22 protein-coding genes are annotated in these 18,137 nt (G+C 30.5%); 4 read left to right on the top strand and 18 right to left on the bottom strand.

The annotated features are described in order from the left end of the window. On the bottom strand, positions 1-254 hold a 254-nt coding region (locus BR66_RS0107575; RefSeq protein ID WP_026882378.1), incomplete at its 3' end, for a transaldolase family protein. Positions 255-526: 272 nt separating this feature from the next. Between BR66_RS0107575 and BR66_RS0107580 the strand changes: the two genes are divergently transcribed. From BR66_RS0107580 to BR66_RS0107595, 4 genes are all read left to right on the top strand, one after another. Further along, a complete protein-coding gene (locus BR66_RS0107580) occupies positions 527-1,939 on the top strand; it encodes a sugar porter family MFS transporter (RefSeq protein ID WP_242841130.1) in 1,413 nt (470 codons plus the stop codon). A gap of 181 nt (positions 1,940-2,120) precedes the next feature. Continuing rightward, positions 2,121-3,059: an ABC transporter ATP-binding protein gene (locus BR66_RS0107585; RefSeq protein WP_026882380.1), complete on the top strand. Its 939-nt coding sequence runs from the start codon at positions 2,121-2,123 to the stop codon at positions 3,057-3,059. Positions 3,060-3,079: 20 nt separating this feature from the next. Then, positions 3,080-4,270 carry an ABC transporter permease gene (locus BR66_RS0107590; protein ID WP_026882381.1) on the top strand — a complete coding sequence of 397 codons (1,191 nt, stop codon included), beginning with the start codon at positions 3,080-3,082 and terminating at the stop codon, positions 4,268-4,270. 11 nt (positions 4,271-4,281) lie between these two features. Beyond that, complete coding sequence (locus BR66_RS0107595) at positions 4,282-5,448, top strand: ABC transporter permease (RefSeq protein ID WP_026882382.1); 1,167 nt, start codon at positions 4,282-4,284, stop codon at positions 5,446-5,448. 28 nt (positions 5,449-5,476) lie between these two features. On the opposite strand, the gene corA is transcribed toward BR66_RS0107595, so the two are convergent. From corA to BR66_RS0107685, 17 genes are all read right to left on the bottom strand, one after another. Continuing rightward, positions 5,477-6,430 carry a magnesium/cobalt transporter CorA gene (corA, locus tag BR66_RS0107600; protein ID WP_026882383.1) on the bottom strand — a complete coding sequence of 318 codons (954 nt, stop codon included), beginning with the start codon at positions 6,428-6,430 and terminating at the stop codon, positions 5,477-5,479. A gap of 12 nt (positions 6,431-6,442) precedes the next feature. Beyond that, positions 6,443-7,504, bottom strand: a complete 1,062-nt coding sequence (locus BR66_RS0107605) for an iron-containing alcohol dehydrogenase family protein (protein WP_026882384.1) — start codon at positions 7,502-7,504, stop codon at positions 6,443-6,445. 50 nt (positions 7,505-7,554) lie between these two features. Continuing rightward, entirely contained in the window at positions 7,555-8,211 is a 657-nt protein-coding gene (locus BR66_RS0107610; RefSeq protein WP_026882385.1) for an MtnX-like HAD-IB family phosphatase, read from the bottom strand. A 19-nt stretch (positions 8,212-8,230) separates the two neighbouring features. Beyond that, positions 8,231-9,034: a lipid II flippase Amj family protein gene (locus BR66_RS0107615; RefSeq protein WP_026882386.1), complete on the bottom strand. Its 804-nt coding sequence runs from the start codon at positions 9,032-9,034 to the stop codon at positions 8,231-8,233. Positions 9,035-9,170: 136 nt separating this feature from the next. Next, positions 9,171-9,347: a YjfB family protein gene (locus BR66_RS25135; protein ID WP_084156394.1), complete on the bottom strand. Its 177-nt coding sequence runs from the start codon at positions 9,345-9,347 to the stop codon at positions 9,171-9,173. Between the two features lie 217 nt (positions 9,348-9,564). Then, positions 9,565-9,801, bottom strand: a complete 237-nt coding sequence (locus tag BR66_RS0107625) for a hypothetical protein (RefSeq protein ID WP_026882387.1) — start codon at positions 9,799-9,801, stop codon at positions 9,565-9,567. A 27-nt stretch (positions 9,802-9,828) separates the two neighbouring features. Further along, positions 9,829-10,209 carry a hypothetical protein gene (locus BR66_RS0107630; RefSeq protein ID WP_026882388.1) on the bottom strand — a complete coding sequence of 127 codons (381 nt, stop codon included), beginning with the start codon at positions 10,207-10,209 and terminating at the stop codon, positions 9,829-9,831. A 364-nt stretch (positions 10,210-10,573) separates the two neighbouring features. After that, entirely contained in the window at positions 10,574-11,062 is a 489-nt protein-coding gene (locus BR66_RS0107635) for a hypothetical protein (protein ID WP_026882389.1), read from the bottom strand. An 809-nt stretch (positions 11,063-11,871) separates the two neighbouring features. Continuing rightward, a complete protein-coding gene (locus BR66_RS0107645; RefSeq protein WP_026882390.1) occupies positions 11,872-12,186 on the bottom strand; it encodes a WXG100 family type VII secretion target in 315 nt (104 codons plus the stop codon). Positions 12,187-12,211: 25 nt separating this feature from the next. Continuing rightward, positions 12,212-12,526 (bottom strand): WXG100 family type VII secretion target, encoded by a 315-nt coding sequence (locus BR66_RS0107650; RefSeq protein WP_026882391.1) that lies wholly within the window; start codon positions 12,524-12,526, stop codon positions 12,212-12,214. Between the two features lie 28 nt (positions 12,527-12,554). Further along, positions 12,555-13,886, bottom strand: coding sequence for a tetratricopeptide repeat protein (locus tag BR66_RS23375; protein WP_084156396.1), 1,332 nt, complete (start codon positions 13,884-13,886; stop codon positions 12,555-12,557). A 61-nt stretch (positions 13,887-13,947) separates the two neighbouring features. Further along, entirely contained in the window at positions 13,948-15,279 is a 1,332-nt protein-coding gene (locus BR66_RS23380; RefSeq protein WP_051624141.1) for a tetratricopeptide repeat protein, read from the bottom strand. A gap of 72 nt (positions 15,280-15,351) precedes the next feature. Beyond that, positions 15,352-15,840 (bottom strand): hypothetical protein, encoded by a 489-nt coding sequence (locus BR66_RS0107665; protein ID WP_026882392.1) that lies wholly within the window; start codon positions 15,838-15,840, stop codon positions 15,352-15,354. 53 nt (positions 15,841-15,893) lie between these two features. Next, entirely contained in the window at positions 15,894-17,063 is a 1,170-nt protein-coding gene (locus tag BR66_RS0107670) for a hypothetical protein (RefSeq protein ID WP_026882393.1), read from the bottom strand. 21 nt (positions 17,064-17,084) lie between these two features. Then, positions 17,085-17,384 carry a WXG100 family type VII secretion target gene (locus tag BR66_RS0107675; protein ID WP_162174145.1) on the bottom strand — a complete coding sequence of 100 codons (300 nt, stop codon included), beginning with the start codon at positions 17,382-17,384 and terminating at the stop codon, positions 17,085-17,087. A gap of 178 nt (positions 17,385-17,562) precedes the next feature. Then, positions 17,563-17,835: a WXG100 family type VII secretion target gene (locus BR66_RS0107680; RefSeq protein WP_026882395.1), complete on the bottom strand. Its 273-nt coding sequence runs from the start codon at positions 17,833-17,835 to the stop codon at positions 17,563-17,565. Positions 17,836-17,839: 4 nt separating this feature from the next. Next, a complete protein-coding gene (locus BR66_RS0107685; protein WP_242841131.1) occupies positions 17,840-18,115 on the bottom strand; it encodes a hypothetical protein in 276 nt (91 codons plus the stop codon). Positions 18,116-18,137: the final 22 nt, after the last annotated feature.

The raw sequence follows: 18,137 nt of genomic DNA on the forward strand, positions 1-18,137 counted from the left end.
GGTATTTTTACTATCATGTTTTTATGAATTTTTGCTATAACTCTGCCTTCTTTTATCATTCCTTCAGCATCAAGGGCAATTACTTCCCCACTTATAGGTCCATCCACAATAGATGCAATTTCTTTTATCACTTCTTTAAAGTCTCTTCCTTCTCTAGCAATTAAAGACGGATTAGTAGTAACTCCACATATTACCCCCATATCATTAGCTTCTTTTATTTCTTCTACATTTGCTGTATCAATAAATAATTTCATACTTTCATCCTCCTACTTCTCTTATAATAAGTTGATTTTCAGGTTTTTATTTTATGCTACGAACTAGTTGTAGTTTAGGTAACGATTACATAATGAATATTGTTAAAATATTATTATCACCCCTAATATTTATTTATGCTATCAGTATAATTCTAAACAAAAAGTTTTTCAACCTATTTTATAAAGTCCATTGAAAAAGTTTTTTTCAAGTGTTATACTAACTTTATTAAAATAACTCATGAGGAATTTTTTAATAAATATGAAAACGTTTAATGTCTGTTGTTAAATTAAATAAAATGGGGGATGGCTTAATGAGGGGAAAAATCAACAATTCTTTAATCTATGGTTTCGGTGCACTTAGTGGCCTTTTGTTTGGTTATGATACTGGAGTTATTTCAGGTGCAATTCTGTTTATTAAAAAACAAATGAACCTTGGTTCATGGCAACAAGGCTGGGTCGTTAGCGCTGTACTACTAGGTGCTGTTCTTGGGGCTGCAATTATTGGGCCAATGTCTGATAAATACGGACGTAAAAAATTAATCTTACTATCATCAGTTATTTTCTTTGTTGGTGCACTTGGATCAGCATTTTCTTCAACTTTTTCAACATTGATTTTATCACGTATTATTCTTGGCATGGCAGTAGGTGCTTGCTCTGCTCTAATTCCAACATACTTAGCTGAAGTATCACCTGCAGAAAAACGTGGGTCTGTGTCAAGCCTATTCCAATTGATGGTAATGAGTGGTATTTTATTAGCCTATATAACTAACTATAGTTTTTCCAGTCTATATATGGGTTGGCGTTGGATGCTTGGTTTTGCTGCTATTCCAGCTGCAATCCTTTTCATGGGAGGTCTTGTATTACCAGAAAGTCCTCGTTTCTTAGTTAAAGATGGTCAACTTGATAAGGCGCGAGATGTCCTAGCACAAATGAATAAATATAATGAAAGTGCTGTTAATGATGAACTTATGCAAATTAAGAAACAAGCTGAAATTAAAAGCGGCGGAATTAAAGAATTATTTGGTGAATTTGTGCGTCCATCATTAGTTATTGCTGTTGGTCTAGCTATTTTTCAACAAATTATGGGTTGCAATACAGTTCTTTACTATGCGCCAACCATCTTTACTGATGTAGGATTTGGTGTTCAAGCTGCTTTACTTGCACACATAGGAATTGGAATTTTTAACGTTATTGTTACTGTTGTAGCTGTCATGATCATGGATAAAGTTGATCGTAAAAAGATGTTGATTTATGGAGCTATTGGAATGGGAACTTCCTTACTAGTTATGAGTTTTTCAATGAAGTTCTCTCATGGCTCACTAGCTGCTTCAATTATTTGTGTTATCGCATTAACCATCTATATTGCTTTCTTTTCAGCTACTTGGGGACCTGTAATGTGGGTAATGATTGGTGAAGTCTTCCCTCTAAATATTCGTGGTTTAGGCAACTCATTAGGTAGTGTGATTAATTGGAGCGCTAACATGCTTGTATCATTAACATTTCTTCCATTACTTAATTGGTTTGGAACTGGTAGTTTATTTATAGGTTATGGTCTCCTTTGCTTTATTTCAATATGGTTTGTTAGCTCTAAGGTATTTGAAACACGTAATCGTTCTCTTGAAGAGATTGAAGCTACTCTTAGATCACATGCTAGCGGCAACAATAAGAAACAGATTGATGCATAATTATTTTGAAAAATTTCGATAAAACTTAAAATAGAATACTTTAAAGTGAAAACATGACTTAGGTCATGTTTTTTTTTTAAAATTATGACCTAGCTCCATGTTATAATAATTGGATTTTATATATAATAAATTTAAAGTTATTAATAGTAATGAAGGCATAATTTTAAGGGGGTAAATTTACATGTCAATATTAGAATTAAATAATATAACAAAACGTTATGATGATAAATTAGCTGTAGATAATATAAGCCTTTCCATTGAGGAAGGAGAAATCTTTGGATTACTGGGTCCTAACGGCGCAGGTAAATCCACTGTAATTTCAATGATAGGTGATCTTGTAAAACCAGATCAAGGTGAAATAGCAATAGATGGTCATTCCCTAAAGAAAGAGGCTATTTTAGCCAAGAAAAACCTTGGCATAGTACCTCAAGATATTGCTCTTTATGAAAACTTAAGTGCAATAAACAATCTAAAGTTTTGGGGTACCCTTTATGGTTTAAAAGGTGCACTTCTTAAAACACGAATAGATGAAGCTCTAGAAATCACAGGTTTAAAAGACAGAGCAAAAGACAAAATCAAAAATTATTCTGGTGGAATGAAGAGAAGAATTAATATAGCCGCTGCTTTTATGCATCACCCAAGACTCCTTATAATGGATGAGCCAACTGTGGGCATTGACCCTCAATCTAGAAATCATATTTTAGAGTTTACTAGAAATTTAAATAAAGAGTATGGAACTACTGTAATATATACAAGCCACTATATGGAAGAAGTAGAATCTCTATGCGGCAAACTTATGATAATAGATGAAGGAAAAGTTATTGCCAGTGGATCACAAAGTGAAATAAAAAGAATGGTATCCAACGAAGAAACTGCTGAGATAAAGCTAACTCATTATACTAGCGAAATAGGAATGAAATTAAATACTATTAAGGATGTAAGCGGAATTAATTATAATGCTGGAATTCTTACAATTGCTATGAAAGAATCAAAAACAAATCTTCAGGACATTATGGATGTACTAATTGGGAACAATGCAAAGATAGAAAATATAAATGTAAAAGTTCCCAGTCTTGAAACTGTTTTTTTAACCTTAACGGGTAAAAGCTTAAGAGATTAATTTAGATGAGGAGGTAACTGATGAAAACTATTGCTATTTTTATAAATTCGTTAAGACAATTTTTAGTTGATATTAAAATTCATATATTTGTATTTTTAGTTGCACCTTTTTTAATCGCATTAATGTATGGCTCTATTTATAAAAATATATTGGATCCTAACAGAACACTTACAAAGTTCACTGTAGCCTATATAGATCTTGATAAAACCGCTATGTCAAAACCTTTAGAAAATATATTTACAGAGGAAAAACTTAAAAAGGTTGTGAACCTTAAAACACTTTCCAGTAAAGGTAATATAAATAGCTCTCTAATTGATGGAACTTACAGCTCGGCTATAGTTGTTCCTGCTGACTTTTCAAAAAATATTGGTAATGGTAAACCAGTATCAATTGAAGTACTTAAATCACCTTCTGCTGGAGTAAATGGCGATATTGTTTATGATATTGTAAATGCTTATTGTTCTTACCTTAATATGAACAATAAAGTCTATAGTGTTATATTAAATAACACCAAGAATCCAGATCTTACGCAAAAAATATTTAATGATATCCTTCCAGTAATAGATGCTGATTTAAATCGAAGTTATTTAACCATAACGCCCCTTGCTAAAGCTAAAGTTCTTGATTCAAGCCAAGAATTCGCTTCAAACATGCTGATAATGTTTAGTATTTTTATGGCTCTTAGCCAAGCAATCAGTATATTAATAGAAGGAGAACGAGGAACCTTAAACCGCATATATTCCACAGCAACAAATCGACTATCTTTTTATTTTGGCAAATTACTTGGAACTTTTACAATATCCATAATTCAAGTTTTGTGTTTTATAACCGTTTCTAGTATTTTTATAGGGGTAAACTACGGTAGTCCTTACTCCATGATTCCTATTGTATTTATTCACGCACTTTTAATAACATCCATTACAGCAATACTAATTAGTTTATTCAAAAATACTACTGTAATGGGAGGATTATTTTCTTTTATTATATTATTAATGACGTCGATTTCTGGTGGATTTTATCCATCCCAGAATGTTCCCGGTTTTATGAGAGTAGCTTCCCATTTTACATTTAATTACTGGTTAAAAGATCTTTATTCTAGCAATATGATGGGGGATACATTTTTATCCCTAGGGAATGTTCTTGTCATAATATTAATTTTGAGTGTTGCAATCATTTCACTTGGTGCTGCAAAATATAAATATACAGATTAGGAGGATTACTAATGCAAATTTTAAGACTTACTCTGCTACATCTTAAAAGAATGATTTCTAAAAGAAGTGTTATATTAATGACTCTAATTATGCCAACTGTAGTTATGTGTCTTGTGGCCTTTCTAACCATTGGCTCTGGAATCAATAGTAGTGATAACACAATATATATTGATTTTGTAAATAATGATAAAGGAACTATGGGCAATGCTTTAATAAATCAATTTAAAACTGCTCCTGATTTTTATACCAGTGCTATGAATGAAAGTGATGCTGAATACAGTGTTGAGCATAATTCAGTGGCAGAAGCTGTAGTAATACCTGATGATTTTTCCGAAAGCTTAAAAAATGGAGTCTCCCCCAATTTAAAAGTTTTAAAATTAAGCAGTGATAATTCAAATATTACTACAGACAGTAAAATTAATACTTTTATAAATGAAAATTTGATTTCAAAACAAATAAATTCAAGTTTACAAAGAGAAATTCCAACCTATAAAAACATTACCACTGAATTACTTAAAAACTCAGATTTACAGAAAATAACTGCTACTTCTAAGATAATAACAAGAGATAAAACAAACACACTAGGTAGCCAAATTTCTACTAATTTATGTGTCAGCTTTATGATGTTCACCGTAATATTTATTGTTTATGAAATATTGGGAAGAAAAGATGATGGCACTTTAAAGAGAAGTCTTGGAACTCCTAACAAGAAGGGAGTAATCCTCTCTTCAATAGTATTAGCCTTTTTAATAGTTGGTTGGATACAAGTATTACTTATGGTAGGGACCACCTCATTATTTTTCCATTTGAGTTGGGGCACTTCATATCTTGCACTATTCGCATTGTTTACATCCTTAATATTGGTAGTACTTGGACTGGGGGTTCTTCTATGTAGAATTATAAAATCAGCTAACAATGCTCCTCTAGTATGCCAAATGGTAATCAATATAAGCTGTATAATTGGGGGGTCCTATGTACCAATAGAATATTTCCCAAATCTGCTTAAAAACATTTCCTATTTTGTGCCACAAAGCTGGGCAATTGAAGGGCTTACAGGCGTTATTCTAAATAACAAAGGGTTAGCTGATGTGCTTCCTGATATAGGCATATTGTTACTGTTTGCATTAGCATTTTTTACTGCTGGTGCATCAACAATTAAGGGGTTAGTTGAAAGTTAGAACATCATATTAAATATGAGCATTACTATTAAAAATCCATCCACCCATTTCGCTTGAACCCTCTATACATTAATAAAGCTATAATTGCCATCACTGCCATCACTATAAAATACCCGTACCTAAAATTCAGTTCTGGGATAAACACAAAATTCATTCCATATACTCCAACAATAAATGTTAAAGGATTAAATATGGTGGTGACAACTGTTAAAACCATGGTGTTTCTATTAAGTTTCGCAGAGTTCCTAGATAAATAATTATCCCTAATATCCGAAGTCATTTCTCTGCTAGAATCTACCATGGTTGAAAGCTTTAAAAGATGATCATGTATATCTGAAAAGTACATTTTATGTTCATTAAAATCTTCAAGTTTTTCAGAGTTTATTATACGATATAATAAATCACGCATAGAATTTATTATTTTTCTAAGTCTTAACAAATCCTTTCGTATTTTAAACAACCTATCTATTAGGTTATAAACAGAATCTTCCTCTTCATTCATTTCTATGTTATCCAATTTATCTTCAAGCCTATATGCTGCTGGAAAAAAGTTGTCGACTATCTTGTCCATTATTTGATGTGCCACATATGCAGTACCTTTTGTCCAGTTTTTTTCACCAATTTTAACTTTATCCCAGGCAGCATCAATTACTCCTGTTGAAGATTCATGATAGGACACTACATATTTATCACTAACAAAAAGTGACACTTCTTCAGAATGAAGCCTTTCCATGTCTAATGAATTTAAAATAAAGAAATTATAATCTATATAATGATCAAACTTAGGACTATTAGTATTACTAATGCAATCCTCTATTGCCAGTGGGTGAAATTTAAAATGGCTTTCTAAAATTTTTGTTTCCGTTTCTGTTGGCCCATTAAAGTCAATCCAATACCATAAGGTGTCTTCATTTTCCACTTCCTCTAAAGTTAAATCACAATTTAGCTCTAAATCTTTTGTTACTGCAAGTATTCTAATCAATGAATGCCCTCCTTAAATAAGTATTTTGCTGAGAATTTCATTTTCATCTATTATTTTTTTGGCAAGCTCTATATTCTTATCTATATGAATATAAGTATACCTATTAGGTTTAATATCTTTTGCCATCTCCACAGCTTTCTTAAAATCACTTTTTTTCATCTTTAGAGTGCTGACATAATCAAAAAATCCGGTACTACTTAGTATTTTAGTGATTCTACTAACTCTATGTTGCTGAACATTTGCCATAATATAAGTTGCAATTCCAACCTGAACTCCATGTAGTTCCGGGTTTTCAAGAAACTTATCTAAAGCATGGGATATTAAATGTTCGGAACCACTTGCCGGTGAACTATTTCCTGCTATCTCCATGGCAATACCATTCATTGTAAGTGAATCTACAAGTTCCTTTAAAAATAAATCATCTCTTATAGACTTAAATTCTGTCCTAACAAAACTATTTACAGCCTTCTTTGAAATCATAACTGCAAAATCATCTACAGTGGTCTTGTTATTATCCTCTTCAAATTTCCAATCATAAATTGCAGTAATATTGGAAACTAAATCTCCCACACCTGAATATATGAATTTCTCGGGTGCCCCTTTTATAACATCAATATCAACTATTATACCGTAAGGTGTTTTAGCCGGAATGGACATCCTTCTACCATTTAAGGTTAAAGATGCTCCAGCACTTGAAAACCCATCATTTGAAGTAGATGTAGGAATACTTATAAAAGGTAGTTTTCTTAAAAAGCTCATATATTTTACCACATCTATTGCCTTTCCTCCACCAACTCCAATTAAAGCTTCCACATCGTTTGGAATTTCAAATGCCTTGACAGCCACTTCCTGAAAATCTATATTAGTAACAGCCGCAACATTAGAAATCTCTATTCCAGCTTCTCTTACTGATTTTTCTATTATCTCACCAAATAATTCATATATGCCTTCACCAAAATATATAGCTATTTTTTTGAACATACCTTTTTTTATTAATTGGCCTAAATTACCTATATTACCCTTTCCAACTTCAAGTATTGATGGAATAGATATTTTATGAGTTACTTCAATCATAATTTTCCCCCTATCATTCAATCACAAATTTGTGGAAACTGATTTATAAATTAGTCCTCCAATTCGCCCATGGTTTTAAGTTTTTTCCAAATATCGCTGAAATCATTAAACTCTATAAACTCCTTGTTTTCCTGTTTCAAAAAATCTATGAGTTTACCTTTAGCAAATACAATATCCGCTAAAAGTGCTGCCTTTAAATCCGGTTCACTGTCTCCTGCATAAAAAATTTTGTCATATTTGTTTTTTAATTTTTTTACTATCTTCATTTTATCAATTCCATAAATCTCGGAATAGAATTCATCATTTTTATCTAGCACAAAGTGTATACCATTATCTTTAAATATACCTTTGTTAGTATAGACTTCAACATCTTGTATTTGATTATTTTTAAGTACCTTATCTATATAATAACCCGTTCCTGCACTTACTATAATGAAATCCCCACCATTTGCCTCTATGTTCTTTATAAATTCAGCAGCAAAATGATCAAGTTTGATCTTCATTATATCATCATAAATTTCTTTTTCAGTTCTTTTTATGTTTCCAAAAACATACCCTAAATATTCCACATCTTTAATCTTTTTGTTTTTCCAATCTTTATACATTTCTTTAGTTTCTTCTTTTAAATACTCATCTGTAATGATTTTATAGAAATCTCTTTCTGTAAGTGTTCCATCAAAGTCCGAAATAAATGCAAATTTTTTCATAAGTTTTCCTCCAAAGCGATTATATTATTTTTGCTATAATTCCAATTATATAAGCTGCTGGTTTCAGTAAAAACTGTGCTAAAATAGTACCTAGTATAAGTCCAAATACTATAAATATTATACACCTATTGAACTGAAGTTCACTGCATTCCCCTCTTATTACATCATCTGTAAGCATTGATGTATAAGGGTCTATAAATATTGTCAGCAGTATTGTTGCAATACCATTTATTATTGGTGCCAATGTACTGCATGTAGTTCTAAATTCAGGATGTGTGAGTCCAGAATAAAGTGAAGCTAATACCCCAACCGAAGATATAGAACATGCAATTATATTAAATAAAATTATTTTTTTAGGCATCCTATGAAGACTTTTAAGCTGTGCTATATTTTGCCTCTTAGGTTTTGCTAGACTGCTTTTAAATTGTTCTATACCTGATTTTGAGAAACTGTGAATTATAAGTTTGGGCACTGACCTATAAATACTAAAAGATTCCACAGCTTTACTAAATAATTTAATAAAGGTAGGCATTAAAATTGCGCCTATAATTGTTCCAGCAGTTGAAAATGCAAGCACCAATCTAAAACTGAATTCTACTCCTTGAGTACTACCTATGTTTAAGCTTTTTTCAATTACCTTAGCAAGTAAGGGTTCCTGAAAAGTTGTGGCCGTTCTTGATGACAGCGAGAATATGCTAAATATAGAAGCTGAAATAGCAATTCTTCCAGTTTTAACTCCTACTATTCTCACTGAATATGACAATGCTGACACAATGTATATGATCAATGTAAGAATCAAAACTATAATTATTGATGTAGACATATTCATCTACCTCCATTAACATATTTATTTTCCCACTTATTATAATTCGTTATGCACATTTAAAATCCTTCAAATAATAAAAAGGTTCAAATATCTGGTTAAAATATCCGAACCTTCTTATTTCTTTCATGATGACTTATGCTCTTGCATCTAAAGTTGTTCCTATGTTAGGATCTTGAGGCTGAGATAACATTTCTGCTATATTTTGTCCTGACTGTGTTTGAGTATCAATTGCCATCTTAGTCAAATCAATACTTGCTGAAGTAGCTACATTTGACTGACTACTAATCATTGACATTGCTGGAATATCCATAATAATAACCTCCTTTTCTCCACCTTACTGCTGTAAATTGTCACATTTGCTAAAGAATGTTTCACTTAATTATCGAGATTTAATCTTTTTTATAAAGTGCCTTTGGTGGATTCAAATCAATATAAGTTTGCTAACCCACAGTATTCACCGGATTATTTTACATTTGTACCGTATCCGGTTATTGTATCCCCTGCATCTTTCCATTCATACATCTATATTAACTGTTGGCACCAATATAGCTTAATATCAATAAGCTAACTAATATAAATAAAACTATTGATATTAAAATCCTTGCTACCAGATTAAATACTGAATTTTTCCACATATTAAACAAACCATATGGCCAAAATATTATAAGAGCAATTACTGCATATAATGGATTGGATTGTGTTGCTTTTATTCTCATTTTTTTTAATTCTTTTGCTGTTAATCTTCTTTCCTTATTGTTTTCCATGTTTTGGCCTCGTTTTATTGCTTATTTTTATTTCAATAATTGTCCTAGTAGCTTAATCCCGAATATTATAATTAAAATAATATAAATAAAGTTTTTGGCCTTTGATTCAGTTTTTATAAATTCGTTATATTCCTCTAATGTTATCTCACCTGAATTATATTTTTCTTCCATCTCTTTATTCATTGCATTTACTCTTTTTCTATTTTTTATGCTGTATACAATAATAAAAATAAACCAAACAACAAATAGTATGCCTGCGAAAATACTTGCAGCATCCATTGGTAATGCTACAAATCCTATTATTATAAGCGCAATAATACCTACTAAGCTTAACCCAACAACTTTTAGTGATTCTATATAATTTTTCTTTACTTCATCTTTTATCTTTTTTTTCATTTCTTCATTCATTTTTTATCCCCTAATGTCTAATTTTTAATATTATATTTAAATATCCACCTGAAATACTTCTAACTATAAAACCAACCATTAAATTACTAAGAATATATATTACAGTTGTGTAAACTATCATTGGTATCATTGTCTAATATGGTGACTTTTCACAATTCTTAAATCTAAATTGACCCCTTATTGTCATTAATGGATCCTTAGTCCAATAGATTAAGTTTTCGTTATTAAACTGATAAAACTCGACTATTTATGATTACAACATTATTGTTTATTTTTATGTTATAGCTCGTATCTAAATCTATCATTAGACTTATTATTTGTCATAACACCTAATCTACCAAATGTTTTTTATATCCAAACTTTTCTATTTTTTCTCTAAAATATTCTCTATTATTAGAAACATTATACTAATAACAATTGCCAGTACAACAAATATTCTAACCAATAACATTTGCCCTAAAAAAAGACTCATTGATGCAATTAATATTGCTGTAATTATTATAGTGTTTTTAGTTTTATTCAATATAGTTTTTTTATCTGTATTAATAACTCCTATTCTTATTAGTGTCGCTACAATTACTCCGCCAAATGCATATGTCATAACCGCAAAGAACAAAATAATTAGAATTATAATTATTGGAGATTCCTTTTTAGCACCTATTTGACCTGTGTTAATAAATCTACAAATAAATAAATATGCAGTAAAAATTATTATACAATATACATACATAATCAAAAATGTCCAGTTTGGTACTTTTTCCTCTGTAGGAATCTGCGATTGTCCTTTTAACATCTCAAATGGCTTTTTTGACCAGTATTTTATATTTTCTAAATTAAATTCCCTTCTATCCATAATTTTACCTCTTTCTTATTTGTATATTTTAGCCGTATCGAAAATATTTTCCTTAGCTAATTTGCCTTTCCCACTGCCTTCAAACCTGCTAGGCATTCAGTCAATTTAATATCATTAGCAAGATTTTCGAATAATAATTTAAACCCGACTTTGCTGCATTAGGTGCTTTTTCTAGGGTGATTCTGTCAGAATCGATATTTTTTATACCATTTATAGCCTAATGCTTTATTTATTTTCTGAAAATGATCTGCATACTTACTTATATTAGTTATTGTATCTGTTACTAAATCCTACATAAACTTTTCTTGGGTAGTTCCATAAAATACTCTTATATCCATTTATTCTCTGAACCATAGCATTTATATTATTTGATCTGACATTAATATCATCCCTACTTTTTCTTAATATTTGAAAAAATGAAGCCATTTCAATGGCTTCATCATTTGTTTCATTGTTATCCTATGACAAGCATCCCTATCATAATGCTTGTCACTGGATAACGATTTCTAACCATCAAAGATACTAACAACTCTATTAATATCAATTAACTATTAGTAATTTGATTCTGTGTTTCTGAATTTTGTTGCTTGTTGTTTTAACTCTGTGAATATCTGTGCAAGTAATTGTACATATCCTGTCATTGTCTTGCTCATCACAAATACCTTTTACCACTTTATATATTTAAAAATCAAATCCAATAAAACTTCATATTTTATTTTCTCTATGTAAACGTAACAAATAGACTTAATTATTGCTCATAAGCTATTTTAAATTTATTATCTCTAGTTCATTCATCTATTCCAACTTCCTTACGCCTTTAGAATAGCACCGATTGATAACGGAGAAGACCCATCACTTGCATCTGTTTGTTGAAACATTGCCACTATTTGAGCTAAGCTATTACCTAGTTTTGAAAAGTGTTCTACGTAGGCATTTAAATTATTTACTGTCTGGGAATTCAATTCTTCCACAAATTTATTTTTTGAATCTCCTACCCATGAAGTACTTAGTTCATTAACGTATCCATTTATTCTATTTAACATATCAGTTATTTCTTGTGATTCATTTAAAAAATTATTTGCTACTTGCTGAACTACATCTGATTGCATCTTTATCTCGTACATAACTTCTCACCCCTCTTAATCCCTTTTAAGATTCATCAGCACTTTTTAGTGTACTTACCGCTTTACTTAGTTCGGTAGCTGCACTACTTAAATTAGTTGTATAACTGGTTATTGTGTTTTTCCAATTATTGTACTTTCCGTTAAATGCATCTGCCGCACTACCATCCCAATTAGCATCAATGCTACTTACAATTCCATTTAATTTACTCGATATATCTGTTGATTTAATACTAAGAGCTTTGAATTTTGCTGCTAATTTATTAAGCTTATCTGTATCTACTTTGATTGTAGCATCTTGTTTAGCTTGTCCTTGAGCTAAAGAAATATCCGTAATATCCATACTTTACACCTCTTTTGAAATATAATATTTAATATATAAGTTTTCCTAGCAGTTCATCTTTTTCTATCTTTAACTTAAAACCATTATCACTTTTTATACATTGTTTTATGCTAGCTATAGCCTTATCTTCACTATTGTTAAGTAAATAAAATTTAGCTCTTAGGTAATATCCTTCTGCGTAGTCTGAATCCAATTTTAGCGCATAATCATATGCTTTTTCTGCCTCTACAATATTTCCTAAAAACATATAAAGTTCTCCCTTTAAGGCATAAAACTCTGGATTTTCTTCTGACATTTCTATCAATTGATCATAATATTCCAGACCACTTTCACAGGCTGTTTTTAGATTTTTATTGTCTTCTAAATATTTATAAGCTATTGCTAAATTGTATGGTGCTCTTGCCAGGCTAGAATACTGTTTTGACTTATCCTTTTTCAAGAGTAAATCATAACATTCAGCTGCTTCTTTGTATCTCTTTTGGCTTATTAGAAGTTCACCTTTAAATATGTAGGCCTTGAAAAAATCATTTTTAATTTGTATAGCTAAACCATAACATTCCAATGCTTTTTCATATTCATTTAAGCTATTATATGATTGTCCCTTTCTAACATATATACCTGGGTTATCATCCTCTACTATAATCGCTTTATCAAACCACTTTATTGCTTCCTCATCTTCTTCACATGTATGTAGTATTACTGCCTTGTTTAAATATCCGATTGAAAGTTCAGGACTAATTTTTATAACCATGTCTAAATACTCTAGTGCATGTTTATAAAATCCTATTTTGTTATAAACCTGCGCTATTTTTAAGTAAGGCTCCACATCATCTTCCCTTACTTTTGCTAGATTCTTATAAGTGTCTATGGCATCTTTATACAATCCTATATTCTCTTCCACTCTTGCTTTTGAATAATATGCATCAAAATACTTGTTGTCCACCTCTATAAGTTCAGCATAACCTTTTATTGCATTACTATATTCCTTCATTTTTTCATATGACAATGCCTTATTGTAATATGATGTCTTGTAATTCTTATTAATATTTATTACCTCTTCATACAACTTTATAGCATCCTTATATCTGCCTTTGGAAAACATTATATTTCCCTTTTCACTTAATACAAAGTCATCTTTAGGGTTAACCTTAAGTGCCATGTTGAAATATTCTAATGCTTCATCCAACTTTTTTAATCTAATAAATGATGCAGCTATATTTATTAGTGCCCCAAAATTATTTTCATCAAGTAGTAATACTTTTTGAAAATATTTAATCGCCCCGTTAAACTTCTCTATAAGATTCAAATTATAACCCATTTTCATGTATTTTAATTTTATATCGACTTCATTTTTATTCATAAATACCTCACCCATATTCTAAGCAAATTTTATATTTTTGAATCTATACTTTTATTAAATTTCATTTTTCTTTTGTGCAATTAATTACTTTATCAGCTTCAATTTTCTCTTTATACTTATTGTCAATTTCTATACATTTTTTTATGTCTCTTAATGCTTCATTAATTCTTTCTTCATGTATATAAAATTTAGCACGACGATAATACCACTCTGCATATTCTGTATCTATATCTATAGCATAATCATAATATTCTTCTGCTTGTAGTTTTTCTCCTAAGTATTGAAGAAAATCTGCTTCAATTACATAAAATTCTGGTATTATCCGGAATGCAGATATTAATTTATTATAATAAACAATTCCCTGTTCACAAGCTTCTTTTGTTCCTTGAATATCCAATAAATATTTGTAAGCAATAAATAAATTGTAAGGTGCTTTCGCATAAGAAGAGTAAACCATAGATTCATCATTTTGCATTAAAAATTTGTAACATCCAGCTGCCTCTTTATACTTTTTTAAACTCATTAATAGTTCACCTTTTAAGACATATGCTTTAAAATAATCTTTATTTAAATCTATTGCTTTGTCGTATTGCATTATTGAATTTTCATATTTTTCTAGATTTTTATATACATTTCCTTTATGACAATATATTTCTGGATTATCAATATCAAATTTTATTGCTTTATCAATACAAATCAATGCTTCATTGTACTTTCCATAACTATTCAATATCATACCCTTTGAAATATAACCTTCTGATTTATCTGGTATAAGTTCTATTACCTTCTCGGCATAATTTAAAGCGCGCTCATACTTTCCCATTTTATTATAAATACCGGCTATATATAAATATGTAGTATACTCATCTGGCTTTAGTTGGATGACCTTGTTATAAGTTTCAATTGCTTCATCATATTTTAATATTTTTTCCTCAATTCTGGCCTTTGAATAATATGCATCAATATACTTTCCATCAGTAAGTATAGCTAAGTCATAGCATCTTAAAGCTTCTTTATCATTATTCATTTGTTCTAAGGCTAGTCCTTTATTGAAATAAGCTATTACAAGTGTATTATTTCTAAATATTGCTCTATTATAATATTTTATTGCTTCATCAAACTTTTCTTGTTTGAATAATATATTACCTTTTTCATTTAAAACAATTTCATTTGATGGATTATAACTCAAAGCCTTATCATAAGATGTAATAGCTTCATCCAATTTACCAATTTGTGATAGTGAAAATCCAATATTCACATAAGCTTCAAAATTTTCTTTATCAATAGCTAGGACTTTATAAAAATATTTCATAGCAGTTTCATATTTTCCAATTAAATTTAGGTTAACTCCCTCATTCATATATTTTATTTTTTTATCAACTTGAATCTCCATATATTCACCCCAACTTATTATTTGTCATAACTCCTAATCTACCAAATAATCTTTTTTACATCCAAATTTTTTCTATTTTTTCTTTAAAATATTATCTATTATTAGAAACATTATATTAATAACTATTACCAATACAATACATATTTCAACCAATACTTTTTGCCCTGTTAAAGAGCTCACTGATCCGAATAATATTACTAGCATTGTTATGGAATTTTTAATTCTATTCAATATAGTTTTTTTATCTGTATTTATAACACCAATTCTTATTAATGTCGATGCAATTACTCCAAAAAAGCCATATGTCATAGCGCTAAAAAACAAAATAACACCGATTTGAATTATAAGTGATTCCTGATTATCGCCTATTTTAGATGATTTAACAAATCTAATAGTATATAAATATATACTATAACTTATTATGGAATAAACATACATAATCAAAACCGTCCAGTTTGGTACTTTTTCCTTAGTAGCAATCTTCGATTGTCCTTTTATCATTTCTATTGGATTTTTTGCCCAATATTTTATATTCTCTAAATTAAATTCCCTTCTGTCCATAATTTCACCCCTTCCTTGTTTGTATATTTTAAGAGAAACTAGAATGTTTTTAGTTAATTTGCTCCATAATTTGAGAAAAATTGTTTTGTTGGATTCCAGGTTGATAGATCACTCAAAAGTGATGCTGGTCTAATTGCCTGTCCAAGTTTTTCTGACCTTTCTGGAATCTCCCAATAATCATAGCCAAATTTAATTGCTGCTTTTACATTGTTTCCACCTTTAACTTCCCCATAAACATACCCGACGCTGTCTTTTACTTCTTTTGCCATAGAAATATAATTTGCCTTTGCCACTGCCTTCAAACCTTTGGGAAACTCAGTAACTTTAGCATCATTGGCAAGATTTTTCCAATAGTAACTTAAACCCGACCCTACTACTTTCCCAGCCTTTTCTAGCGTAATTCCATCCGAAGCAATATTTTTTATACCATTTATAGCCTCTGGTACATTTTTAATTGCTGATACAATACCTTTTGGATTTGCAAAAATAGATATAGCTGAAAGTGTGCTTTCTACACCACCATAAAAGTTTTTTACATCTCCATCACTAACTTCCTTACCTTCAGACATTTGCATTGCATATTTATAGCCCACATCTCTTAGAGGATTAAATTTATCCTTACTTACAAAATTTTCATAAACATCTGAAAGTCCATGTACCAACAAAGCCACTCCTATCACTGCAGCAAAGAATCCTCCACCTCCAGCAAGTACTAGTAGCCCTCCCGCGACTGTGAGCACTGCCTGAACCTTAGGATTTCCAAAGAATTCACTAACATTATCCCAAAGTGACTTAGGCTCTTCCCTCTTAAACGTATCACTTTCTGTATCCTTTGCTTTTTTCCCCAGTTCCACGAAATCACTTTTCACTTCATTTTTCACATTTGCCTGCTGACTACTAAAAAACGCTTTTGCATGTTCTGGGTCTGTATATATTTGCGCCATATTATTTCCTACCCTAGAATCTAGTTCTGTAAATAAACTCACTGCATTACTTACTATAGCACTGATTTCTGTTATTCCTGCACTGACCTTTTGCCCCTTGCCATAACAATCAAACATAACATCAGATGCATGTTTTGCAGATTTCCCTGTGGAGCTACTATCTAGTTCATTTACACTTGCCTTTATATCAGTTTGCATACTTTTTAGCTCAGTTAATAATTGGCTTACTTGTTTTGCATATTGATTTAACTGTGATGAATTTAATAATATAGTTCCCATATTTTCACCTCCAAAATTTTATTAATCTATTTGCATTTTACTTGATAACTGTGTATCTGTATCCTGAAAAGAGTCTGCGATTTCAACTAGTGCTTTATTTATCTTCTCAAAATGATCTGCATACTTACTTATCTTAGTTATAGTATCTGTTTCTAAATCCTGCATAAACTTTTCTTGGGTGGTTCCTTTCCAGCTCTGATTTAAAGTACCTTTATATCCATTTATTCTCTGAACCATAGCATTTATATTATTTGATTCCGAAGCAAATTTTGCTGCTGTAGCTTTTACTGACTCGCAATCAATTTTTATTTGATCTGACATTAATATCAGCCTTCCTTTTTCTAAATATTTGAAAAAATGAAGCCATTTCTGTGGCTTCATCATCTGTCTCATCTTTAAATCCGATGACAAGCATCCTTAGCATTGGACAATGCTTGTCACTGGATAACAATTTCTAAGCATCAAAGATGCTAAGAAATCTGTTAATGTCAAATAGCTATTAGTAATTTGAGTCTGTATTTCTGAATTTTGTTGCTTGTTGTTTTAACTCTGTGGATATCTGTGCAAGTAATTGTACGTATCCTGTCATTGTCTTGCTCCATTGTTGATACTCGCCAAAGAATTTTGTTGCTGATATACCATTCCATTCTCCTTGTGCTTGTCCTATTCCTGATGCTAAGTTACTTACCATTTGTTGTGATTCTTCACTTGATTGTGAGAATTTTGCTGCTAAACTTTCTAGTTCTTCTGGAGTAATTTTTATTAATGACATTTTGCTACACCTCATTGAATTTTATTTTTAGGATGTTTCCATCCCAAATGTTGTTTTCTCTTAGAGTCGAATCCTTATCCAGCTTCTTGTCATCTAGATAAAATATAACTTTTTCTAGACTCTCATTATTAGTTTCATCTACGCCTAATATTCCAGGATAGACAAACTTCATAATGCTTTCTAAGCTCTCATCTAAGGGCAGATCGAAATCTGCTTCTCTGTTTGCTCTTTCAAGCCTAACTGTCACTATAATATTATTTATAATACTAATCACAATCACCTTCTATTAAGGCATCTTCAAA

This window comes from Clostridium akagii DSM 12554 (assembly GCF_000686725.1).
Classification (GTDB): Bacteria; Bacillota; Clostridia; order Clostridiales; family Clostridiaceae; genus Clostridium_I; species Clostridium_I akagii.